Source organism: Actibacterium sp. EMB200-NS6, assembly GCF_001305615.1.
Taxonomy (GTDB): domain Bacteria; phylum Pseudomonadota; class Alphaproteobacteria; order Rhodobacterales; family Rhodobacteraceae; genus Actibacterium_A; species Actibacterium_A naphthalenivorans.
Genome location: NZ_CP010869.1, coordinates 1,494,036 through 1,515,589, shown reverse-complemented (window position 1 = coordinate 1,515,589; position 21,554 = coordinate 1,494,036). Strand labels below are relative to the sequence as shown.

General features: G+C 67.5%; 18 protein-coding genes. 7 read left to right on the top strand and 11 right to left on the bottom strand.

What is annotated here, in order from left to right; all coding sequences use genetic code 11:
* Positions 1-20: 20 nt before the first annotated feature.
* Positions 21-674 carry a hypothetical protein gene (locus TQ29_RS07415; RefSeq protein ID WP_054538642.1) on the bottom strand — a complete coding sequence of 218 codons (654 nt, stop codon included), beginning with the start codon at positions 672-674 and terminating at the stop codon, positions 21-23.
* A 222-nt stretch (positions 675-896) separates the two neighbouring features.
* Between TQ29_RS07415 and TQ29_RS07410 the strand changes: the two genes are divergently transcribed.
* Positions 897-2,138: an efflux RND transporter periplasmic adaptor subunit gene (locus TQ29_RS07410; RefSeq protein WP_054538641.1), complete on the top strand. Its 1,242-nt coding sequence runs from the start codon at positions 897-899 to the stop codon at positions 2,136-2,138.
* The gene (locus TQ29_RS07405; protein ID WP_082386571.1) at positions 2,135-5,776 is read left to right on the top strand and encodes an efflux RND transporter permease subunit; all 3,642 of its coding nucleotides are present in this window, start codon (positions 2,135-2,137) and stop codon (positions 5,774-5,776) included. The genes TQ29_RS07410 and TQ29_RS07405 overlap by 4 nt, the downstream gene beginning before the upstream one ends.
* Before the next feature lie 16 nt (positions 5,777-5,792).
* Here TQ29_RS07405 and TQ29_RS07400 read toward each other — a convergent pair whose 3' ends face one another.
* A complete protein-coding gene (locus tag TQ29_RS07400; RefSeq protein ID WP_054538640.1) occupies positions 5,793-7,625 on the bottom strand; it encodes an ABC transporter ATP-binding protein/permease in 1,833 nt (610 codons plus the stop codon).
* A gap of 66 nt (positions 7,626-7,691) precedes the next feature.
* Entirely contained in the window at positions 7,692-9,071 is a 1,380-nt protein-coding gene (locus tag TQ29_RS07395; RefSeq protein WP_054538639.1) for a LysM peptidoglycan-binding domain-containing protein, read from the bottom strand.
* A 98-nt stretch (positions 9,072-9,169) separates the two neighbouring features.
* Here TQ29_RS07395 and TQ29_RS07390 point away from each other — a divergent pair, with 98 nt between their 5' ends.
* Positions 9,170-9,727, top strand: coding sequence for a TIGR00730 family Rossman fold protein (locus TQ29_RS07390; RefSeq protein WP_054538638.1), 558 nt, complete (start codon positions 9,170-9,172; stop codon positions 9,725-9,727).
* Here TQ29_RS07390 and rarD read toward each other — a convergent pair.
* The 7 genes from rarD to TQ29_RS07360 all read right to left on the bottom strand — a co-directional run bounded on the left by rarD (position 9,664) and on the right by TQ29_RS07360 (position 16,983).
* Complete coding sequence (gene rarD, locus TQ29_RS07385) at positions 9,664-10,623, bottom strand: EamA family transporter RarD (RefSeq protein WP_328705644.1); 960 nt, start codon at positions 10,621-10,623, stop codon at positions 9,664-9,666. The two genes, TQ29_RS07390 and rarD, sit on opposite strands and share 64 nt — an antisense overlap.
* A gap of 91 nt (positions 10,624-10,714) precedes the next feature.
* Positions 10,715-11,323 (bottom strand): superoxide dismutase, encoded by a 609-nt coding sequence (locus TQ29_RS07380; RefSeq protein ID WP_037211476.1) that lies wholly within the window; start codon positions 11,321-11,323, stop codon positions 10,715-10,717.
* Between the two features lie 65 nt (positions 11,324-11,388).
* Complete coding sequence (locus tag TQ29_RS07375; RefSeq protein WP_054538636.1) at positions 11,389-11,967, bottom strand: sarcosine oxidase subunit gamma; 579 nt, start codon at positions 11,965-11,967, stop codon at positions 11,389-11,391.
* Positions 11,960-14,971, bottom strand: a complete 3,012-nt coding sequence (locus TQ29_RS07370; RefSeq protein ID WP_054538635.1) for a sarcosine oxidase subunit alpha family protein — start codon at positions 14,969-14,971, stop codon at positions 11,960-11,962. The genes TQ29_RS07375 and TQ29_RS07370 overlap by 8 nt, the downstream gene beginning before the upstream one ends.
* A 73-nt stretch (positions 14,972-15,044) precedes the next feature.
* A complete protein-coding gene (locus tag TQ29_RS07365) occupies positions 15,045-15,374 on the bottom strand; it encodes a sarcosine oxidase subunit delta (RefSeq protein WP_054538634.1) in 330 nt (109 codons plus the stop codon).
* Between the two features lie 72 nt (positions 15,375-15,446).
* Positions 15,447-15,602: a hypothetical protein gene (locus TQ29_RS20635; protein WP_157445544.1), complete on the bottom strand. Its 156-nt coding sequence runs from the start codon at positions 15,600-15,602 to the stop codon at positions 15,447-15,449.
* A 67-nt stretch (positions 15,603-15,669) separates the two neighbouring features.
* Positions 15,670-16,983: a sarcosine oxidase subunit beta family protein gene (locus TQ29_RS07360; protein WP_082386570.1), complete on the bottom strand. Its 1,314-nt coding sequence runs from the start codon at positions 16,981-16,983 to the stop codon at positions 15,670-15,672.
* 146 nt (positions 16,984-17,129) lie between these two features.
* Between TQ29_RS07360 and ccmI the strand changes: the two genes are divergently transcribed.
* The 4 genes from ccmI (at position 17,130) to TQ29_RS07340 (ending at position 20,685) form a co-directional block, all read left to right on the top strand.
* Entirely contained in the window at positions 17,130-18,365 is a 1,236-nt protein-coding gene (gene ccmI / locus TQ29_RS07355) for a c-type cytochrome biogenesis protein CcmI (protein WP_054538632.1), read from the top strand.
* Positions 18,366-18,391: 26 nt separating this feature from the next.
* Positions 18,392-18,841, top strand: a complete 450-nt coding sequence (gene ruvX, locus TQ29_RS07350) for a Holliday junction resolvase RuvX (RefSeq protein WP_054540363.1) — start codon at positions 18,392-18,394, stop codon at positions 18,839-18,841.
* The gene (locus TQ29_RS07345) at positions 18,838-19,071 is read left to right on the top strand and encodes a DUF1289 domain-containing protein (protein WP_037211089.1); all 234 of its coding nucleotides are present in this window, start codon (positions 18,838-18,840) and stop codon (positions 19,069-19,071) included. The genes ruvX and TQ29_RS07345 overlap by 4 nt, the downstream gene beginning before the upstream one ends.
* A 66-nt stretch (positions 19,072-19,137) precedes the next feature.
* Positions 19,138-20,685 (top strand): NAD(P)/FAD-dependent oxidoreductase, encoded by a 1,548-nt coding sequence (locus TQ29_RS07340; protein WP_054538631.1) that lies wholly within the window; start codon positions 19,138-19,140, stop codon positions 20,683-20,685.
* On the opposite strand, the gene TQ29_RS07335 is transcribed toward TQ29_RS07340, so the two are convergent.
* Positions 20,682-21,506, bottom strand: a complete 825-nt coding sequence (locus TQ29_RS07335; protein ID WP_054538630.1) for a sulfite exporter TauE/SafE family protein — start codon at positions 21,504-21,506, stop codon at positions 20,682-20,684. The two genes, TQ29_RS07340 and TQ29_RS07335, sit on opposite strands and share 4 nt — an antisense overlap.
* Positions 21,507-21,554: the final 48 nt, after the last annotated feature.

Here is a 21,554-nt window from a genome sequence, read left to right as displayed (position 1 = left end):
ACTGCGCCCTTGTTCAATGGTCAGGCGTCGCCCAGCGATCCGCCAAGCGCCACAATCAACTGAGAGGCCCGCTGGCGCAAGCCCGGGCTTGCCTGGGCATCGTTCAGCACCTCGCGCAGCAGTTCAAGCGCGGCATCGGCCGCACCGGTTTCCGCCTCGATCAGCGCCAGCTGTTCCAGCGCCAGAGGGCGGAACGGCTGGCCCGGCGCGCTCAGCGGCTCCAGCGCGGCGCGGCGTTCGTCGGCCGCAACCGTGGTGCCCTGCGCCAGGATCAGTTTCAGCGTCGCCAGCTGACGGTAGAGCAGCGGAAGATCGGTGGCATCTGCCAGCGCCCGAAGCCGGGCCACCCCGGCCTCGGTCTCGCCCGCGTCGATCTGCTCGCCCGCGGCCAGCAAGGCCACCAGCGCGGCGGCATCGCCCGTCACCGCGACCGCATCCAGCGCGGCAACCCGCGCGGCGGTGCCCGGCTGATCCAGCGCCGCCATGATGCCGTCGCCCAGCGCCTGAGCGGAATTCCGCGCCCTGGTCTTTTGCCATTCGTTATAGGCGGTGCCACCCACCAGCAGCAGAACGGCAACGACCGCGATCCAGCCATAGCGGCGGAAAAGGCCGAAAAGCCTTTCGCGGCGAACCTCTTCGGTGACTTCCTCGATGAAACTTTCGGGGTTGCTCATACGCCTCTCTCCGCCCAACCGGGGCCTGCCCGGCACCTCTTACCCCGAAGCCGTTGCGGTTGCAAAGCCCCGCCCTTCCGTTAAATCAGCGACGGTTGCGCCATGGGGCGGAAGTGCCTACCCTGAACCCGCCGGTTCCGCGACGTCTGGTGCCGCCCCGGAACGGCTTTGCGACCGGCCCGCGCCGCATTTTCCGGCCACGAAGGGGATTTTGAGGATTACATGCGGATCGTTTCCATCATTACCGCCTGCCTTGTCGTCGTCGCGCTTTATCTGATGATCGCCGAACGCGAGCGCGTTCTTGAATTTGCCGGGCGCGAACCCCCCGCCCCCGAAACCGCCCCGGTGCCCGAACAGGCCGCCGCCGGGCCCGACGCGGCGCCCGAAGACCTTCGGGTTTCCGTGGTGGCCCTGCATTCGCTGGCGCAGCCGGTGGAAGACATCGTTCTGGTGCGCGGACGGACCGAGGCGGCGCGCATGGTCGAGGCCCGCGCCGAAACGTCGGGCCGCGTCAATTCCGCCCCGCTGCGCAAGGGCGCCTTCGTGTCCGAGGGCCAGCCGGTCTGCACGATCGATGCCGGCACCCGGCTGGCCGCGCTGGCCCAGGCCGAGGCGCAGCTTGCCGAGGCCAACGCCCGCCTGCCCGAAGCTCAGGCCCGCCTGTCCGAGGCCCAGGCCCTGCTGAGCGAGGCCGAGATCAACGATCGCGCCGCCGTGCGCCTGAACCAGGAAGGCTATGCATCGGAAACCCGCGTCGCCTCGACCGCGGCGGGGGTCTCGTCGCGCAAGGCCGGGGTTGAATCGGCGAATTCGGGGCTGGATGCCGCCCGCGCGGCGATCAGCGTCGCCCAGGCCGCGCGCGCCGTCGCGCAGCAGGAAATCGCGCGCCTGACCATCGCCGCCCCGTTCAGCGGGCTGCTGGAATCCGACAGCGCGGAACTGGGCGCACTGCTGCAGCCGGGATCGCTCTGCGCCACGGTGATCCAGCTCGACCCGATCAAGCTGGTCGGGTTCGTGCCGGAAACCGAGGTCGAGAAGGTTTCGGTCGGGGCCCGCGCCGGGGCCCGGCTGGCCACCGGCCGCCCTGTCGAGGGGCGCGTGACCTTTCTCAGCCGGTCGGCCGACGCCGCCACCCGCACCTTCCGGGTAGAGGTGGAGATCGCCAATCCCGACCTGACGATCCGCGATGGCCAGACCGTCGAGATGATCATCGCGTCGGGCAGCACCCCGGCCCATCTGATGCCGCAATCGGCGCTGACGCTGGATGATGACGGCCGCATCGGCGTGCGCCTGATCGACGCCGACAGCCGCGCCACCTTTCGCCCGGTCACGGTGATGCGCGACACGGTGGACGGCGTCTGGCTGACCGGCCTGCCCGAAGCGGCCGATGTGATCATCATCGGGCAGGAATACGTGACCGACGGCGTGCCCGTGCGTGCCCGCTTCGAGGAGGCGGCCGAATGACCGGCATCGTCGACTGGGCCGCCGCCCATGCGCGCATGGTGCTGGCGCTCGTCATGCTGTCGGTGCTTGCCGGTACGCTGGCCTATACCGGCCTGCCGAAAGAGGGCGAGCCGGATATCGAGATCCCGGCGATCTTCGTGTCGGTCCCCTTTCCCGGCATTTCGGCCTCGGATGCCGAAAAGCTGATCATCAAGCCGATGGAATCCGAATTTTCGGATCTCGACGGCCTGAAAACCATGAGCGCCACCGCTGAAGAGAACTACGCCGGCATCGCGCTGGAATTCGAATTCGGCTGGGACAAGTCCAAGATCATCGCCGACATCCGCGACGCGATGAACACCGCCGAGGCGGATTTCCCCGCCGGGGCCGAGAAATACACGCTGACCGAGATCAATTTCTCGGAGTTTCCGATCATCGTCGTACACCTGTCCGGCAGGGTGCCCGAGCGTACGCTGCTGCGGGTGGCCAAGGATCTGCAGGATCGCATCGAGGCGCTGGACCCGGTGCTGGAGGCCGGCCTGGCCGGTCACCGCGACGAGATGCTGGAGGTGGTGATCGACCCGCTTCGGCTGGAGGCCTATAACGTCACCGCGGCCGAGCTGATCAACGTGGTGGTCAACAACAACCAGCTGATCGCCGCCGGCGAGATCGAGAGCGCGACGGGCACGTTCTCGGTCAAGATCCCCAGTTCGTTCGACGGGCCGCTCGATGTCTACGACCTGCCGGTCAAGACCAACGGCGACCGCGTGGTGACGCTGGGCGATCTGGCCGACATCCGCCTGACCTTCGAGGACCGCACCGGCACCGCCCGCTACAACGGCGAGACGACGGTGGCCCTGCAGGTGGTCAAGCGCAAGGGGTTCAACATCATCGGCACCGCCGATCTGGTGCGCGAAACCGTCGAGGAGGCCCGCGCGGGCTGGCCCGAGGATCTGCGCAACGCAGTCTCGGTGGGCACCGCGCTGGATCAGTCGCGCACGGTGGCATCGATGGTCGAACAGCTTCAGGGATCGGTGCTGACGGCGATCGCGCTGGTGATGATTGCGATGCTGGCCTTTCTGGGCACCCGCTCGGCGTTGCTGGTGGGCTTTGCCATCCCGACCTCGTTCCTGCTGTGCTTCGTGCTGCTGGGGATCATGGATGTGGCGATTTCCAACATCGTCATGTTCGGCCTGATCCTGGCTGTTGGCATGCTGGTCGATAGTGCCATCGTGGTGGTGGAATATGCCGACCGGCGCATCGCCGAGGGCGCGGGGCCCATGGCGGCCTTCACCGAGGCCGCCAAGCGTATGTTCTGGCCGATCGTCAGTTCCACCGCCACCACGCTCTGCGCCTTTCTGCCGATGCTGTTCTGGCCCGGCGTGGTGGGCGAATTCATGGGCATGTTCCCGGTGACGCTGATCTTCGTGCTCTCGGCCTCGCTGGTCGTGGCGCTGGTTTTCCTGCCGGTCATGGGCGGTGTTTCGGGCCGGGTGTCGCGCCTGCTGGCGCGGCTTGCGGGCGGGCTGAAGCGCCTGCCCTGGGCGGCGCGGGCGGCGCTGGTGCCGGTGGCGCTCTACCTGATGTTCCTGGGCGCGATGCAGGTGCTGAACCCGGGTTATCTGTTCGGCGGGGCCAGCCCGATACCGCCGCCGCTGGATCTGCTGCCCGGCGCCATTCTCTTCACCGCGTCGGCGCTGTTGAGTTCCGTCGCGCTGATGGCGGCGCGGCTCGATCCGGGCGCCGGGCGCATCCGCGCCGGATACCGCCGCACACTCTTTGGCCGGGTCATCAAGCTGATCGCGGGCAACCCGATCATGCCGGTGGTCACGGTGGTTGCCGTGGTGGGGTTCGTCGTTGCGGTGTTCGGTTTCTATGGCAAGCACAACAACGGTGTCGAATTCTTCACCGAGTTCGAACCGGAACAGGCCATCGTCTACGTGCGCGCGCGCGGCAACCTGTCTCTGGAGCAGAAGGACAGGATGGTGCGGCGGGTGGAGGCGGCGGTGCTGCGCAATCCCGCCGTCGACAGCGTGTTTGCCTTCGCCGGCAACGGCGGGCTGAACCAGAACACCGGCGGCGCCCAGCCGCCGCTCGACACGATCGGGCAGGTGCAGATCGAACTTCTGCCCTGGGCCGACCGCAAGGATCACCCCGATCTGGACGGCGATCTGGTGCTGGACGACATCGAGGCGCAGCTTGCGGGCCTGCCCGGCATCAAGACCGAGATCCTCTCGCAATCACGCGGCCCGGCCTCGGCCAAGCCGCTGCATCTGCGCCTGAAGGGTGACAACTGGGACGATCTGGTGGCGGCCACGACCCGTGTCCGCACGCGGTTCGAACAGACCCGGGGGCTGACCGATGTCGAGGATACCCTGCCGCTTCCCGGCATCGACTGGCAGATCGACGTGGATGTGGAGCAGGCCGGGCGCTACGGCGCCGATGTGGTGACGGTGGGCGGCATGGTGCAGCTCGTCACCCGTGGCCTGCTGCTCGACACGATGCGCGTGCCCTCTTCCGACGAAGAGATCGAGATCCGGGTGCGCCTGCCCGAAACCGATCGCCTGCTCTCTACCCTCGACAGCCTGAAGGTGCGCACCGCCGACGGGCTGGTGCCCCTGTCCAACTTCGTCACCCGCGCGCCGGTGGCCAAGCTGGGCCGCATCACCCGCGTCGACGGCACCCGCCATTTCGACGTGAAGGCCGCCGTGGCCCCCGGCCTGACCAGTGCCGAAGGCGCCCCCCTTACCCCGACCGAACGTATCGCCCTGCTGACGGGCTGGCTGGAGCAGGAAAACCCCCTGCCCGCCGGCATCGAATGGGAATGGACCGGCGATCAGGAGGATCAGGCCGAAAGTCAGGCCTTTCTTTCCCAGGCATTCCTGGGCGCGCTGGGGCTGATGTTCATCATCCTGCTGGCGCAGTTCAACAGCTTCTACAACTCCGTTCTGGTGCTGCTGGCGGTGGTGCTCTCCACCACCGGCGTGCTGATCGGGATGCTGGTGATGGATCAGGCGTTTTCGATCATCATGACCGGCACCGGCGTTGTCGCGCTGGCGGGGATCGTGGTGAACAACAACATCGTGCTGATCGATACCTATCAGGAATTCAGCCGGTTCATGCCCCGGATCGAGGCCATCGTGCGCACCGCCGAACAGCGCATCCGCCCCGTGCTGCTGACCACGATAACGACAATGGCGGGCCTTGCCTCGATGATGTTCGGGCTCAGCTTCGATTTCATCAATGGCGGCTATTCGATCGATTCGCCCACCGCGCTGTGGTGGAAACAGCTTGCCACCGCCGTTGTCTTCGGGCTGGGCATCGCCACGCTGCTGACGCTGGTGGTTACCCCCGCCCTGCTGGCGCTGCGGGTCTGGTTCGTGGCCGGCGCCTATCGCTCGGCCGCGGGCCTTCGGGCAATGTCGCTGGGCGGCGAAAGCCGGGCCGCGCGCGATCTGGCGCTGAACCGGGCCGCGCGCAAGGTGAAATCGCCCGAGATCATCTGGAACGACGCGCCCGCCGATCCGCCCCGGCAGGAGGGCGATACCGGCCCCCGGCGCCCGCTCGATCCGAGCGATGTCAAGAAAGCCCTGTCCGGCGCGCAGGATGACGCGGATAGCCCGGTAAAACCCGGCAATCCGCTGCGCGCCGCCGAGTGACGGCGGGCGTGGCCGGTCAGGCCGCCTCGCCCTCCTGTTCCTCGGCCTGCTGGCGCTGCCACATCGCGGCATAGCGCCCGCCGCGCGCCAGCAGTGCCTCGTGCCGGCCACGCTCGACGATCACGCCATGTTCCAGCACGATGATCTCGTCGGAATCCACGATGGTCGAGAGACGATGCGCGATGCTCAGCACCGTGCGACCGACGCCCATCGCCTTCAGCTCGTCCTGAATGTCGCGCTCCGTCTCGCTGTCCAGCGCCGATGTCGCCTCGTCGAGCAGCAGGATCGGCGGGTTCTTCAGCAGCGTCCGGGCGATGCCCACGCGCTGTTTCTCGCCGCCCGAAAGCTTCAGCCCACGCTCGCCCACCGGGGTCTCATAGCCATCGGGCAGCCGGGTGATGAACTCGTGGATCTTGGCCGCCTTCGCGGCGGCCTCGACCTCGGCCCGGCTGGCGTCGGGGCGGCCATAGGCGATGTTGTAATAGATCGTGTCGTTGAACAGCACCGTGTCCTGCGGCACCACACCGATGGCGGCATGCAGGCTCACCTGGGTCACGTCGCGCACATCCTGCCCGTCGATCAGAAGCGCCCCGCCGTTGACATCGTAGAACCGGAACAACAGCCGCCCGATGGTGGATTTGCCCGATCCCGACGGGCCGACCAGCGCCACCGATGCGCCCGCCGGCACCTTCAGGCTGACGCCTTTCAGGATCGGCCGCGACGCATCATAGCCGAAGAACACATCGCGCAGCTCGACCGAGCCGCCCTCGACCTTCAGCGCCGGCGCGCCGGGCTTGTCCTTCACCTCGGCGGGCTGTTCGAGAAGATCGAACATCTGGCCCATGTCCACCAGGCTCTGCCGGATTTCGCGATAGACCGTGCCCAGAAAGTTCAGCGGCATGGTGATCTGCATCATGTAGGCGTTGACCATCACGAAATCGCCCACCGTCAGGCGGCCATCCTGCACCCCCATCGCGGCCAGAACCATCACCCCGATCAGGCCCAGCGTGATCAGGAAGGACTGGCCGAAGTTCAGAAAGGCCAGCGAATAGTTGGTCTTGATCGCCGCCGCCTCATAGCCCGCCATGGCGCGGTCATAGCGGGCGGCCTCGCGCGCTTCGGCGCCGAAATACTTGACGGTTTCGAAATTCAGAAGGCTGTCGATGGCTTTCTGGTTGGCGTCGGTGTCCTGATCGTTCATCTCCTTGCGGATCTTCACGCGCCATTCGGTCACCTTGAAGGTGAACTGCACATACAGCGCGATGGTCACCACCACGATGGCCAGATACCAGACATCGAACACCACGTAGAAGATGGCCGCGACCATCAGCAGTTCCAGCACCAGCGGCCCGACGCTGAACAGCAGGAAGCGCAGCAGGAACTCCACCCCCTTCACGCCGCGCTCTATGATCCGGCTCAGCCCGCCGGTCTTGCGCGTGATGTGATAGCGCATCGAAAGTTCGTGAATGTGGGTGAACGTCTCCAGCGCCAGGGTGCGCAGGGCACGCTGCGCCACCTTGGCAAACACCGCATCCCGAATCTGCTGAAACCCCACCGTCAGCACCTTGGCCACGCCGTAGGCCACGGTCAGGCCGATCGCCCCCGCCCCGAGCATCCAGGCGGCCGATTGCCCCTCGCCGGCCAGCCTATCCACGGCGGCCTTGTACAGGAACGGGGTGCCGACCGACACCAGCTTGGCCACCACCAGCGCCAGCATCGCCAGCAGCACCCGCCGCTTCACCCAGGGCTGGCCGTCGGGCCAAAGATAGGGGCCGACCTTGCGGATCGTCCGCATTGCGCTGCCGCGTTCCAGCTTGCCTAAATCTGCGGTGGTGGGTCTGGGGGACATCGGCGGAACCTTCTTCCTTCAAGAGCGGCGCGACCCTATGGGACGCAGCCCGAAAAGGCCAGAGGGTTACTCTGCCTCAGGCACCTCGAACACCTGGCCGGGGTAGATCAGATCGGGGTCGCGGATCTGATCCCGGTTGGCCTCGTAGACCTTCACGTAAAGCAGCCCGTCACCGTAATTCTCACGCGCGATGCCCCAGAGGGTAAAGCCCGGCTGCACCGTCACCGCCGAAATCCCCGCACCGGTGGCATGGGCGCGCAGGGCGCTGGCGGCGGCCAGCTCTTCGGGCGCCTCGCGCTTGAACGGCGTCTCGAACCGCGCCGTCACCTTGCCCGCCGCATCCACCTGATCGGCGCGCAGCGTGTAGATCCCCGGCGCGACCCCTTCCAGCGTGGCGTTCCAACTGCCGCCGCCATCGGCGGTGGCCGAACCGATGGCGCCGTTGTTCAGGTAGAGCCGGACGAAACCCTCCGGCTTGCCCCGCCCCGACAGGATGACCGCGCCGTCAGCGCGATAGGAAATCGCCGCGATCACCACGGTCTGGCCCAGTTCGGGCGCCGATTGCGTCGCGCGCGGCTGCAGGATCCGCACGCCCTGATCGTCGGCCAGAAGCACGGCGGGGGCAGCGGGCGCTGGCGGTTGCACGCCGGCGGCGGGGGCCGGATCGGGATCGACGCTGGCAGAGGCCGCCACATCGCCCGCCGGGGCCGGGCTGGCGTCTGGCGCGTCTGCGGATGCGGGCGCGGTGCCCGCCGCCACCGGTTCGGGCGCGGGCTCCGCTGCGGGCCGGCCCGGCAGATCGGGGGCCAGTGCCGCGGTTTCCACGGGCGCGGCGGAGGTATCGGCCGCGGCCGCCCGCGGGGCTTCGCCCTCCGCCAGCGGCGGCGGCGTGTCGGCATCCGCCGTCACGACCGGCTCGGCGGCCGGAACAGCCTCGGCCACCTGCCCGGCCTCCGGCCCGGATGCGGGCTCCAGGATCACCACGGCAACCGAAGGGATCTCCCCCCCGTCGCCCGTGTCCATCTCCAGCGACAGAAGGCGCGGGAACGGGCTGGGCGCGATGTCCAGGAACGCGACAAACTGTCCCCTCTGGTCGGAGCGGATCGTGGCCGCCTCGGCGCCATCGACCAGCACCCGCACCTCGGCGCCCGGTGCCGCGGCACCGGCGACAATCGTGCTGCCCGAAGGTTCTACCCGGACCACATCAAAGCTGGGCGGCTGCGGCGCGGCCACGGGGTCGGCACCGGCGTTTTCGGCATCTTTCGCGCCCGTTTGCGGCGAAACAGGCGAGATCGCGGCGGCCGGGCCCGGTTCCGGCGCCAAGGCGACAGGCTCTGCCCGGCGCCCGTATTCATAGATCACGAAACCGGCCCCCGCCGCGGCAACCACCGCGAGCCCGACAACGGCACCGCGTCCCGGCGCCCCGAGATTTTCCCAGAGTGACATCAACCTTATCCCCCGCACGGCCCATCCCCATCGGCCACGCTTGCGAGACCATAGCAACCCCGCTATCACGGGTCCAGAACCCAAGGTCCGAGGCGCCCATGACACAAACCCAACGCTCAATCTGTGTCTTTTGCGGCTCACGCGATGGCGGGCGCCAGGCCTATGCCGATGCGGCAGAGACCACCGGCAAGGCCATTGCCGCCGAAGGCTGGCGCCTGGTCTACGGCGCGGGCGACGTCGGGCTGATGGGCCGGGTCGCGCGCAGCGCGCAGGCCGAGGGCGGCACCACCTTCGGCGTGATCCCCGTGCACCTGTTCGACCGCGAGGTCGGCAAACGCGATCTTTCCACCTTCATCATCACCGAAAACATGCACGAGCGCAAAAAGGTGATGTACATGAATTCCGACGCCATCGTGGTGCTGCCGGGCGGCGCCGGCTCGCTGGATGAATTCTTCGAGGTACTCACCTGGCGCCAGCTTGCGCTGCATGAAAAGCCGATATTCCTGCTCAATACCGAAGGCTTCTGGGATCCGCTCGTCACGCTGATCGACCATTTCATCGGCGAAGGCTTCGCCGAAGCCAGCCTGAAGGATTATGTCACCGTCGTGCCGTCGGTTCCGGCGCTGACCCTCGCCCTGCGCTCCGCCCTGTCCTGACGCAGGCTTTCCCACGAATATAGCGCCAGCGCGCTCCAGATCAGCACAAAGGCCGCAACGTGCCAGCGCGTCAGCGGTTCGCGGAAAATCAGCGTCGCCACCAGAAACTGCAGCGTCGGGTTGACATATTGCACCAGCCCCACCGTCGCCATGCTGATCCGCTTTGACGCATAAGAGAACAGGATCAGCGGCCCGGCGGTCAGCGGCCCCGCCCCCATCAGCAGCAGGCTGTGGCGCAGATCATGACCGAAGGCGCCCAGATTGCGCCCGACCAGCCCGGTCCAGCCCCACTGATGCACGCCGACCAGCCAAAGCAGCGCAAGCGGCGACAACAGCAGAACCTCAACCGTGACCGATACCACCGGCCCGGCCGGCATGTTCTTCTTGAGCAGACCGTAAAAGCCGAAACTCAACGCCAGAATGAGCGAGATCCACGGCGCCACCCCCAGCCCCAGCGTCAGCCCGCCCACGGCGATCCCGGCCAGCCCGACCGCCAGCCAGTGCACCGCCGACAGACGCTCGCGCAACAACACGAACCCGAGCATCACCGCGACCAGCGGGAAGATGTAATAGCCAAGGCTGGCCTGTACCGCCCGCCCCACCTGCACCGAATAGATGAAGAAAAACCAGTTGACCGAAATCATCACCGACGCCAGCGCCACAAGCCCCAGCAGGCGCCAGTCGCGCAGCAGCCGGATCACCTGCCCCAGCCGCCCCTGAAACGAGAGCACCACGCCGAAGAACACCAGTGACCAGATGGTCCGGTGGCTGAGCACCTCGAGCGGCGGCACATCGGCCAGCAGCTTGTAGTAAACCGACGACACCCCCCAGACCGCGCTGGCCGCCGCCATCGCCAGAAACCCCTTGCCCGCCTCTCCCATCCTGCGTTCCTTCAACAGCGGCCCGCCGGCCGGATGCGCCAATCGGCAACAGAAATGGCCGCCCCTCAAGGGGCGGCCACGATCGGATCAGACCCGGCATCGCGGATCAGGCGGAGGCCAGACGCTCCGCCACGTTTTCCCAGTTCACCAGATTGTCCAGGAAGTTGGTCAGGTAGGCCGGGCGCTTGTTGCGGAAATCGATGTAGTAGGAATGCTCCCACACATCGCAACCCAGAAGCGCGGTCTGGTCGAAACACAGCGGGTTCACGCCGTTTTCGGTCTTGGTCACTTTCAGCGTGCCGTCGGTATCGACCACCAGCCAGCACCAGCCAGAGCCGAACTGCCCCGCGCCCGCCGCCGAAAACTCCTGCTTGAACGTATCGACGGAACCAAAGGCATCCACAATGCGGGATTCCAGCTCACCGGGCATCGCGCCCTTGCCCGGGCCCATCATTTCCCAGAACTGCATGTGGTTCCAGTGCTGCGAGGCATTGTTGAAAATGCCGTTCTGCGCCACGGCGCCGGCCTGATAGGTGCCCTTGATGATCTCTTCGAGGGTCTTGCCCTCCCACTCGGACCCGGCGACCAGCTTGTTGCCATTGTCGACATAGGCCTTGTGGTGCAGGTCGTGGTGATACTCCAGCGTCTCTTTCGACATGCCGCCCTCAGCCAGCGCGTCGTGAGCATAGGGAAGGTCGGGAAGTTCAAAAGCCATTGGTCAGCCCCTCTTGGTTGGTGCAAAAATCTCCTCCCGTAGATGGAGCCCTGCGCGGCCGAAGGTCAAGCCCCGGCGGGGAAATACCCGATCTCTCCGCCCGGCCGGGCGGCGGTTTTCAGCAGGTCGAAGACATAGCCCGCGACCGAGCGGAAGCAGATCAGCGCGAAGGCGTCATCGGCCTGCATCCAGAAGGCCACCGGCACCTGCGCGGCGCGGGTCCGGCGAAAATCGCCGGGGCCGAAGGCGCCGGGCGACAGATCCACCGGGCACAGCTTGGCCAGCACCTCGCGCGCGGCGGGCCCGCTGATGCGGAACATCGCGCGCGCGTCAGAGACATTCACGACCAGGCTGTGCGTGCCCGCCAGTTCGGCCTGCATGGCGGCAACGGCCCTGTCGGCCTCGGCATAGGGCACCAGCACCAGCAGCTCGTCGGGCGACATCCAGGCCAGCCCGCGCTCGCCCACCGTGTCGCAGGCCAGCGCATCCGGAAAATCCACCCCCGCCACCCCTGTCGCCGCATTCTTGACCGCGACAGAGGCGTGATCGCCGCGCAGCGTGATCATTCCGCGCAGCCCCAGTTCCTCGACGCGGACAACCCCGTCATAGGCGGCGCCGTTCAGGGCGCTGACCGGATCAGACATCCTGCTTCTCCCCGTCCTTGTCATAAAACACCGGATCCACGATCCGCGCGCCGATCAGCCCGCCATCGATGGTGGCAAAGCTGATCACCTCTCCCATCCGGTCGGGGCCGTTCCGCACCAGCCCCAGGGCAATGCCCCGCCCCAGCGTGGGCGAGAAATAGGCCGAGGTGACATGCCCCTGCACATTGCGCTGCCCGTTGGCATTCCGCCCTTCGGCCACCGCATAGGCGCCATCGGGCAGGACCGAACCATCGATGGTTTCCAGCCCCACCAGCTTCCAGCGTTCCGGGTCGGTCATATGGGCGCGCTCCTGCGCGCGCTTGCCGATGAAATCGGCCTTCTTCTTCGACACCGCCCAGCCAAGCCCAAGGTCTTGCGGAATGACGGTGCCATCGGTTTCGTCGCCGATCATGATGAACCCCTTTTCCGCCCGCATCACATGCAGCGCCTCGGTGCCATAGGGCATCAGGCCGAACGCCTGCCCGGCCGCCACGCATGCCTCCCAGAACGCGAGGCCATGGCCGGCCGGCACCGCCACCTCATAGGAAAGCTCGCCCGAGAAGGAGATGCGGAAGACACGTGCCGGGATGCCACCGATCCGCCCGTCGGCCCAGCCCATGAAGGGCAGCGCCTCGCGGCTGACATCCATGCCGCCCAGCGTTTCCAGCAGCGCGCGGGCGTTGGGGCCAACCACCGCGATCTGCGCGAATTGCTCCGTCAGATTGGCGGTATGAACCTGCATGTCCCACCATTCGGTCTGCAGCCATTCCTCCATATGCGCATGGATGCGATCGGCGCCGCCGGTGGTGGTGTGGCACAGGAAGGTCTGATCGTCGATCCGGGCCACCACGCCGTCATCCATCAGAAAGCCGTTTTCACTGCACATCAGCCCGTAACGGCAGCGCCCCGGCGTCAGCGAAGACATCATGTTGGTATAGAGCAGATCCAGAAACCGGCCCGCGTCCGGCCCCTTGACCAGAATTTTCCCAAGCGTCGATGCATCAAGCAAACCAATGGCTTGCCGTGTGTTCCTCACCTCTCGCGTTACCGCCTCGGCGCGGGTTTCATCGCCACGGGGATAGCAATAGGGCCGCCGCCACTGGCCCACGGGTTCGAACGTGGCGCCATTGTCTTCATGCCAGCGCTGGATCGGGCCGCGGCGCAACGGCTGAAACAGCCCGCCCCGCGCCTCACCCGCGATGGCGCCCATGGATATGGGCGTATAGGGCGGGCGGAATGTGGTGGTGCCCAGCCGCGGCACATCCTCACCCATCGCATCAGAAAGAACACCTAACCCATTTATATTGCTCAGTTTTCCCTGATCCGTGGCCATGCCCAGCGTCGTGTAGCGCTTGGCATGTTCGACGCTTTCATAGCCTTCCCGCGCGGCAAGCTGCAGATCGGAAACCTTCACATCATTCTGATAGTCCAGCCACATCTTCATGCGCAGCGCCTCGCCCGCGCCCTGCGGCATCATCCAGACCGGCAACAGCGGCGCCTCGTCCGGCGCCTCCGCCCGATCCGCGGCCCCGCCCGGCGCGCGCAGCCCCAGCGCCCGCACCGCCGCCCGGCCCGCGGCATCGCCATCGGCCAGAGTCTCTGCGGCCCGCAGCGCGCCATTGGCGGCACCGGCGGCACTCACGAAGGGCGCGCCATCATGCGAAGTGGGCGCGCGCGCCACGTCGGGGCGGAACATCGCCTGCGCATCGTCCCACAGCAGCTTGCCACCGCAATGCGACCACAGATGCACCACCGGCGACCAGCCACCGGACATCGCCACCGCATCGCAGGGCAGTTGCTCGAGCACCGCGCCCTCGCCCGCCTGGGCGCAGAGCGCGACGCCGGTGACCCGCTTGCCGCCCATGACCATGGCAATGCCCCGGCCGGTTTCGACGCGGATGCCCAGCGCCCGCGCGGCCTCGGGCAGGGCGCCCTCCGCCCGGGGCCGCGCATCGACGATCACCGGCACTTCCAGCCCCGCCTGCTTCAGGCAGATCGCGGTGCGATAGGCATCATCGTTGTTCGTCACCACCACGGTGCGGTCGCCGGGGGACACGGCCCAGTTGACCACGTAATCGCGGATCGCAGAGGCCAGCATCACCCCCGGCACGTCGTTGCCGGCAAAGGACAGCGGACGCTCGATCGCACCGGTGGCGGAGATGATCTGCCGGGCGCGGATTTTCCACAGCCGGTGGCGCGGCGCATCGGTTTCCGGCGCGTGATCGGTGACACGCTCATAGCCCAGCGCATAGCCATGGTCATAGACCCCCGCGCCCATGGTGCGGCGGTGCAGGGTGACGTTTTCCATCGCCTCGAGCCGGGCCACGGCCCGGGCGATCCACTCCTCGGCGGGCGCTCCGCCGATCCGCACCCCGTCAACGGGCGCGCGGCCACCCCAATGGGCGGTCTGTTCGATCACCAGCACGCGGGCCCCGGCCCGCCCCGCCGCCAGCGCCGCCTGCAGCCCGGCAATGCCGCCGCCGATGATCAGCACGTCGGCGAAGACGTGAAAATGCTCATACCGGTCGGCATCGCGATCCTGCGGCGGTTTGCCCAGCCCGGCGGATTTGCGGATGAACGGCTCGTAGACATGTTTCCACAGCGGGCGCGGGTGGATGAAGGTCTTGTAGTAGAACCCCGCCGGCAGGACCCGCGCGAGCCGCCCGTTCACGGCGCCGATATCGAACTCGAGGCTGGGCCAGTGGTTCTGGCTTTCGGCCTGCAGCCCGCCGAAAAGCTCGGTGGTGGTGGCGCGCTGGTTCGGCTCGAACCGCCCGCCCCGCCCCAGCCCGACCAGCGCGTTCGGCTCTTCCGCGCCCGAGGCGACCAGCCCGCGCGGGCGATGGTATTTGAAGGAACGACCGACCAGCATCCGGTCATTGGCCAGCAGCGCCGAGGCCAGCGTATCCCCAGCGTAGCCGGTCAGGCGGCGGCCGTTGAAGGTGAAGCTTTCGCGGCGGCCCCGATCGAGCAGGCGGCCGCCGGTTTGCAGGCGTGTGCTCATGCCCGACCTCCATGCCCGTGGCGCTGTGGGAGCCTCCGGCGGGGATATTTTGGGAAAGATGAAAGCGGAGGGGTCATTTGCCCTCCTTCCACGCCCAGCCCGGGTGTTTCGCCGCGATCGCGTCACGGATGGGCTGCGGCGGGGCGGTGATCTGCGCGGGGTAAGTGCCGAACACCTCCAGCGTGCGGGTGCAGCGGGCGGCGTGGAACCACTTGCCGCAGCCATGGGCGTGGCGCCAGCGCTCGATATGCACGCCGCGCGGGTTTTCGCGGTGGAAGAGGTAGGATTCGAAAGCCTCATCCGGGGCGCCGGGGCCGACGCGTGTCAGATGGGCCGCGCCGCCGGGCTGCAGTTCGGTTTCATCGGCTTCGGCGCCGCAGCAGGGGCAGGTCAGCAAGAGCATCCGGCACCTTTCGGCATGAAAACGGCGAGCGCCGGGCGGCCCCCGCCGGAAAGCTGTCCGGAAACGGGCGGCTCAGCCGCCGTCGGGCAAGTCGATCTGGATTTCGGGCTCATTCTCGCCGGGGATCTCGCCGCCGGAATAGACATACCAGACCACGCCGCCCAGAAGGACGACCACCGCGCCGAGGATGAAGGCAAGTGCGGGGGTGCTGTTGGTGTTTTCAGCCATTGTCGAAGCTCCATTCGATTGCGTATCGGATGGTCAACGCGGCGGGGCGGGATTGGGTTCCGGGCCATCAATGCGCCACCCCCGCCGCCACGCTTTCGTCGATGAACCGGCCTTCGCGGAACCGCTCCAGCCCGAAGGCGGCGGCCAGGGGGCCCGGCTCGCCCTTCGCCATCATCTCTGCCATCGCCCAGCCCGAGCCGGGGATCGCCTTGAATCCGCCCGTGCCCCAGCCGCAGTTGATGAAACACCCCCCAAGGGGAGTTTTCGAGATGATCGGCGAGCGGTCGCCCGTCATGTCGACGATCCCGCCCCATTGGCGCAGCATCTTCAGGCGGCTGATGATCGGGAAGGTTTCGATCAGCGCGCGCACGGTTTCCTCGACATGATGGAATGATCCGCGCTGGGTATAGCTGTTGTAGCCGTCGGCGCCGCCGCCGATCACCATTTCGCCCTTGTCGGACTGGCTCATGTAGCCATGCACGGTGTTGGCCATCACCACCACATCCATGCAGGGCTTGATCGGCTCGGACACCAGCGCCTGCAGCGCCACGCTTTCGATCGGCAGGCGGAACCCGGCCATGCCGGCCAGCACGCCGGAATGCCCGGCGACGACGAGGCCGAGCCGGCCGCAATCGATGGCGCCGCGGGTGGTATCCACGCCCGCCACCTGCCCCCCGCGCGCGCGGATGCCCGTCACCTCGCAGTTCTGGATGATGTCCATGCCCATCGCGGAACAGGCGCGGGCATAGCCCCAGGCCACCGCATCATGCCGCGCGGTGCCGCCGCGCGCCTGCCACAGCCCGCCGAGTACCGGGTAGCGCGGGCCGTCGAGGGAAATGATCGGCACCAGTTCCTTCACACGCTCGGGCCCGATGAATTCGGTGCTGACCCCCTGCAGGGCGTTGGCATGGGCGGTGCGCCGGTAGCCGCGCAGCTCATGTTCTGTCTGGGCCAGCATGATCACGCCGCGCGGGCTGAACATGACGTTCATGTTCAGCTCCTGGCTGAGCGTCTCATAGAGGGCGCGCGCCTTTTCGTAGATCGCGGCAGAGGGATCCTGCAGGTAGTTGGAGCGGATGATCGTCGTGTTGCGCCCGGTGTTGCCGCCGCCGAGCCAGCCCTTTTCGATCACCGCGACATTGGTGATGCCGTGGTTCTTGCCCAGGTAATAGGCCGTCGCCAGCCCGTGGCCGCCCGCGCCGACGATGACCACGTCATAGCGGGGCTTCGGCTGCGGCGACGCCCAGGCCCGCGCCCAGCCGCTGTGATACCGCGCGGCCTCTCGCAGCAGGGCGAAGGCGGAATATCGTTTTTTCGGCAAAGGCGAATCCCTATCGTGCGGCGGTCTGCGTGAAATCTGTCTTGGAACGGGAACGAGCATGGCCCGCGACCGCCAGCGGCACAATGTGGAAAAAACACGACATTGTGCCGCTGCAGGTCGTCGCAGCCCCGCCCCGCGCGCCGCTTTACCCTTTCGGATCGGGGCCGAAGCGCATACATCCCGATCAAGACGGATGGGGAGGGCCTATGTGGTTCTATGTTACCACGGCCGCCACGGCGGCCATCATCGCCTTTGTTCTGCTGATCACGATGATCCGCGGGCGCAGCGGCGACGCGCCGGCGGCCGCCTATGACCTGAAGGTCTACCGCGACCAGCTCAAGGAGGTCGAGAAGGATCTTGCCCGGGGCGTGATCAGCGGCGAAGAGGCCGCGCGCGTGCGGCTGGAGGTGTCGCGCCGCATTCTAGAGGCCGACCGCGCCGCGCAGGCCGAAGGCGCCGGCGCGAGGGCACCGAAGGCGGCGACCTGGGCCGTGGGCGGTGTGCTGGCGGCGGCGGTCGTCGGCGGATCGCTGCTGCTGTATGATCAGGTCGGCGCACCCGGCTATCCCGATGTGCCGCTGAAGGCGCGGGTGGCGGCGGCAGACGAGCTGCGCCAGACCCGCCCCCGCCAGGCCGAGGCGGAAGAGCAGATGCCCCAGGCCCCCGGCCCCGAACAACCCGATCCGCGCCATCTGGAACTGGTCGAGAAGCTGCGCGCGGTGGTGGCGCAGCGGCCCGATGACATTCAGGGGCTGAAGCTTCTGGCCGGGAACGAGGCCGCGCTCGGCAATTTCCGCAACGCCTATATCGCGCAGTCGCGCATGATCGCGCTGAAGGGCGACGCGGCCACGGCCGAGGATTTCGCCGCGCTGACCGATCTGATGGTGCTGGCCGCGGGCGGCTATGTCTCGCCCGAGGCGGAGGCGGCGATCGAGCAGACGCTGAACCGCGATCAGGCCAACGGCACCGCGCGTTACTATCTGGGCCTGCTCTATGTACAGACCGGGCGGCCCGACATCACCTTCCGCATCTGGCGCGGGCTGCTGAACGACAGCGCGCCGGATGACCCCTGGGTGACGCCGATCCGCGCCGGGATCGAGGAACTGGCCTTCCGCGCCGGCGAGGATTACACCCTGCCGCCGCTGGCCACCGGCCCCGCCCTGCGCGGCCCCTCGGCCGAAGACATGGCGAATGCCGCCGACATGACGCCGCAGGAGCGGATGGAGATGATCCGCGGCATGGTCGAGAACCTGAACGACAGGCTGGCGAATGAAGGTGGCACCGCCGCCGAATGGGCCCAGCTTATCGCGGCCCTCGGCAATCTGGGCGAAACCGACCGCGCCGCCGCCATCTGGGGCGAGGCGCAGCAGGTCTTTGCCGCCCGCCCGGACGATCTGGGCACCATCCGCGCCGCCGCCGAACGCGCCGGGGTGGCCGAGTGAGCGTGCATGACACGATCGAGGCGCTGATGGCCGCCCTGCCCGCGCACCGGGCGCTGATGGGGCTGGATCTGGGGGAAAAGACCATCGGGGTGGCGGTGTCTGACAGGCTGCTGTCGGTCTCTACCCCGCATGAGACGATCCGGCGCAAGAAATTCGGTGTCGATGCCGCGCGCCTGCTCGAGATCGCCACCGAGCGCGAGATTGGCGGGATGATCCTTGGGCTGCCGCGCAACATGGATGGCACCGAGGGGCCGCGCTGCCAGTCAACCCGTGCCTTTGCCCGCAACCTTTCGCGCCTCACGGAGATTCCGATAGGGTTCTGGGATGAACGCCTGTCCACGGTTGCGGCAGAAAGGGCACTGTTGGAGGCCGATACCTCGCGCAGACGCCGTGCGGAGGTGATCGACCACGTTGCCGCGGGCTATATTCTGCAAGGCGCACTGGACAGGATGCGCCATCTGAGGGCCACGACATGAGCGATGACGAGATCTGGAACCGCGACGAGCAGCAATCGCCCTGCGTGCGGATCTGCGTGATCCACCCCGAGGAACGCCTGTGCACCGGCTGCCTGCGCACGCTAGACGAGATCGCCCGTTGGTCGGGCATGGAGCCCGACCGCCGCGCCGCGATCCTGGCGGAGCTGCCCTCCCGCGCTCCGCGCCTGCAAAAGCGCCGGGGCGGGCGAAAGGCACGGCTGGCGCGCTGATCCCTGCGCCAGATCAATTTTCCTGACACACAAGCATGGCAGACTGGCCCCAAAAGGAGCCGTGTCATGAAATCGCACTACGACGCCATCGTTATCGGATCGGGCCTGGGCGGCCTGACGGCGGGGGCCCTGCTGGCGAGGGCGGGGCACGAGGTGCTGGTGCTGGAAAAGAATCCGGGCTTTGGCGGGGCCGCCAGCACGTTCGAGCGTGGCGGCCACCGGTTCGAGGTTTCGCTGCATGAAACCACCCTGCCCGGCTCCGGCGCCGACCCAAAGGCCGCCGTGTTCCGTGCGCTGGATCTGGACGCGCATATCACCTTCGTGCCGATCGAAACCTTTCAGGAGATCCGCTCGCCCGTTCTGGGCGCACCCCTGACGCTGCCCCATGGCCTGGACGCGGTCGAGGCGGCGCTGGCCGCGCGTTTCCCCGACCGGCGCGAGGCGATCCACCGCTTCCTCAAACAGATCGGCCGCAGCCAGGAGGCGCTTGCCGTCTTCGCCGAGAAACATGGCGGCCACTGGTGGCTGGGCCATGCCGCCGACCTGCCGCTGGATCTCTGGGCGCTGGTACGCGACATGCGGGCGTCGCTGAGCGAGGTGCTGGAACGGTATTTCGGCAAGGATGAGCTGCTGAAGCTCGTGCTGACGGCGAACCTGCCCTATTACGGCGACGATCCCGACAGGCTGTGGTGGCTGGCCTATGCCATCGCGCAGGGCGGATTTCTGTCGGGCGGCGGCTATTACATCAAGGGCGGCTCGGGCAAGCTGACCGAGGCGCTGGTGGAGGTCATCCGCGATGCGGGCGGCGAGGCGCTGACCGGGCGGCGCGTGACCCATGTGTTGACCGATGAGGCGGGCCGCGCCACCGGCGTGCGGTTCCAGACCGGCGCCGATGACGTGGCAGAGGTTTCGGCCCCGGTGATCTTTGCCAATGCCGCGCCACAGGCGGTGGCGCAGATGCTGGACGAACCGCTGCGCGACGATTTCCTGGCCCCCTATGCCGGCCGCGATCCTTCGATCTCGCTGTTCAGCGTGCAATATGCGCTGTCTCGGCCCGCCTCTGACCTGGGGGTCACATCCTATTCCACGGTTCTGCTGCCCGGCTGGATGCAGACACCCGATGATTTCCGCGCCGCCGCCCCCCTGCTGGGCGCCGCGCCCGGCGACCGGCTGCCGCCGCTGATCGCGGTGGATTACGGCCAGATCGACAGTGGCCTGGCCGAAGACGGCCCCGCGCCCTTCAGCGTGACCGGGGTGGACCGGCTGGAAAACTGGGAGGATCTGTCCGAAACCGCCTATGCCGCCCGGAAATCCGAATGGATAGGGGCTCTCACGCAGCGGCTGGACGCCGAGTGGCCGGGCTTTGCCGCCGCCGTCACCAGCGCCGAGATGATGACCGCGCGCAGCATGCGCGACGTGTTGGGAACGCCCGGCGGCGCGGTCCACGGCTTTGCGCCCGAACCGCCCTCCAAGCTGCTCTCGGGGCCGCCGTCAACCGTGCGCTCTTCGGTGCCGGGGCTGTGGATCGCCTCGGCCTGGTCGGGCTTCGGCGGCTTCACCGGCGCGATGAGCGGCGGCGCGATGGCCGCGCGCGCGGCCTTGCGCCGCCTCTAGACCCCCGCGACCTTGCGCAGCATGTTCAGCGCGACCACGATGATGAACCCCGCGAAGATCCGCTTCAGCGGCTTGGGGTCCATCGCGTGGGCCAGCCGCGCGCCGATCGGCGCGGTGATCAGCGTCATCGAGATGACGATCAGGAAGGCCGGCAGGTTGACCGCGCCCAACGTATAGGGCGGGCGCATCCCGGCCGGGATCTGCACGAAGAAAAAGGCCAGGACAGACGGCACCGCGATCAGCACGCCAAAGCCGGCAGCGGTGGCCACCGCCCGGTGGATGGGCTGACCGTAAAGCGTCATGGTCGGCACCGCGAAGGAGCCGCCGCCGATGCCCATCAGCACCGACAGAAAGCCGATCATCGTCGACAACACCGCACGCACGGGCCCGCCCGGCATCTGTTCGGCGATCTTCCAGCTTGATTTTCCGAACGCCAGATAAAGGCCGATGCACACCCCCAGCACCCCGAAAATCCCCTGCAGCACGATCGACCGCAGGTTCGACGCCACGACCACCCCCAGAACCGCACCGGTCACGATCCCCGGCGCCCAGGCGCGCAGCACCGGCCAATCGACCGCGCCCTTTCGGTTATGGCTCATCACCGATCGCGTCGAGGTGACGATGATCGTGGAGAGCGACGTGGCCAGACAGATCTGCATCAGCTGCGGCCCGCCGTAGCCAAGCGCCGAGAACGTGTAGAAAAACGCCGGCACCAGCACGATTCCGCCGCCGACGCCCAGCATGCCCGCGATCAGCCCCGCGAGCGCGCCGATGCCCAGAAGAAGCGCGACCAGCGGCGCCAGTGTTGCGAGATCGGGCATGGTGTCCTCCCATATGTCCGGAGCGCCAGATAACCCGGCCCGGCCCGA

What these genes read in the sequence shown, in the direction of transcription:
- TQ29_RS07415 (WP_054538642.1), bottom strand. Translation starts at nt 674, where the DNA reads ATGAGCAACCCCGAAAGTTTCATCGAGGAAGTCACCGAAGAGGTTCGC.
- TQ29_RS07410 (WP_054538641.1), top strand. Translation starts at nt 897, where the DNA reads ATGCGGATCGTTTCCATCATTACCGCCTGCCTTGTCGTCGTCGCGCTT.
- TQ29_RS07405 (WP_082386571.1), top strand. Translation starts at nt 2,135, where the DNA reads ATGACCGGCATCGTCGACTGGGCCGCCGCCCATGCGCGCATGGTGCTG.
- TQ29_RS07400 (WP_054538640.1), bottom strand. Translation starts at nt 7,625, where the DNA reads ATGTCCCCCAGACCCACCACCGCAGATTTAGGCAAGCTGGAACGCGGC.
- TQ29_RS07395 (WP_054538639.1), bottom strand. Translation starts at nt 9,071, where the DNA reads ATGTCACTCTGGGAAAATCTCGGGGCGCCGGGACGCGGTGCCGTTGTC.
- TQ29_RS07390 (WP_054538638.1), top strand. Translation starts at nt 9,170, where the DNA reads ATGACACAAACCCAACGCTCAATCTGTGTCTTTTGCGGCTCACGCGAT.
- TQ29_RS07380 (WP_037211476.1), bottom strand. Translation starts at nt 11,323, where the DNA reads ATGGCTTTTGAACTTCCCGACCTTCCCTATGCTCACGACGCGCTGGCT.
- TQ29_RS07375 (WP_054538636.1), bottom strand. Translation starts at nt 11,967, where the DNA reads ATGTCTGATCCGGTCAGCGCCCTGAACGGCGCCGCCTATGACGGGGTT.
- TQ29_RS07370 (WP_054538635.1), bottom strand. Translation starts at nt 14,971, where the DNA reads ATGAGCACACGCCTGCAAACCGGCGGCCGCCTGCTCGATCGGGGCCGC.
- TQ29_RS07365 (WP_054538634.1), bottom strand. Translation starts at nt 15,374, where the DNA reads ATGCTCTTGCTGACCTGCCCCTGCTGCGGCGCCGAAGCCGATGAAACC.
- TQ29_RS20635 (WP_157445544.1), bottom strand. Translation starts at nt 15,602, where the DNA reads ATGGCTGAAAACACCAACAGCACCCCCGCACTTGCCTTCATCCTCGGC.
- TQ29_RS07360 (WP_082386570.1), bottom strand. Translation starts at nt 16,983, where the DNA reads ATGCTCGTTCCCGTTCCAAGACAGATTTCACGCAGACCGCCGCACGAT.
- ccmI (WP_054538632.1), top strand. Translation starts at nt 17,130, where the DNA reads ATGTGGTTCTATGTTACCACGGCCGCCACGGCGGCCATCATCGCCTTT.
- ruvX (WP_054540363.1), top strand. Translation starts at nt 18,392, where the DNA reads ATGGCCGCCCTGCCCGCGCACCGGGCGCTGATGGGGCTGGATCTGGGG.
- TQ29_RS07345 (WP_037211089.1), top strand. Translation starts at nt 18,838, where the DNA reads ATGAGCGATGACGAGATCTGGAACCGCGACGAGCAGCAATCGCCCTGC.
- TQ29_RS07340 (WP_054538631.1), top strand. Translation starts at nt 19,138, where the DNA reads ATGAAATCGCACTACGACGCCATCGTTATCGGATCGGGCCTGGGCGGC.
- TQ29_RS07335 (WP_054538630.1), bottom strand. Translation starts at nt 21,506, where the DNA reads ATGCCCGATCTCGCAACACTGGCGCCGCTGGTCGCGCTTCTTCTGGGC.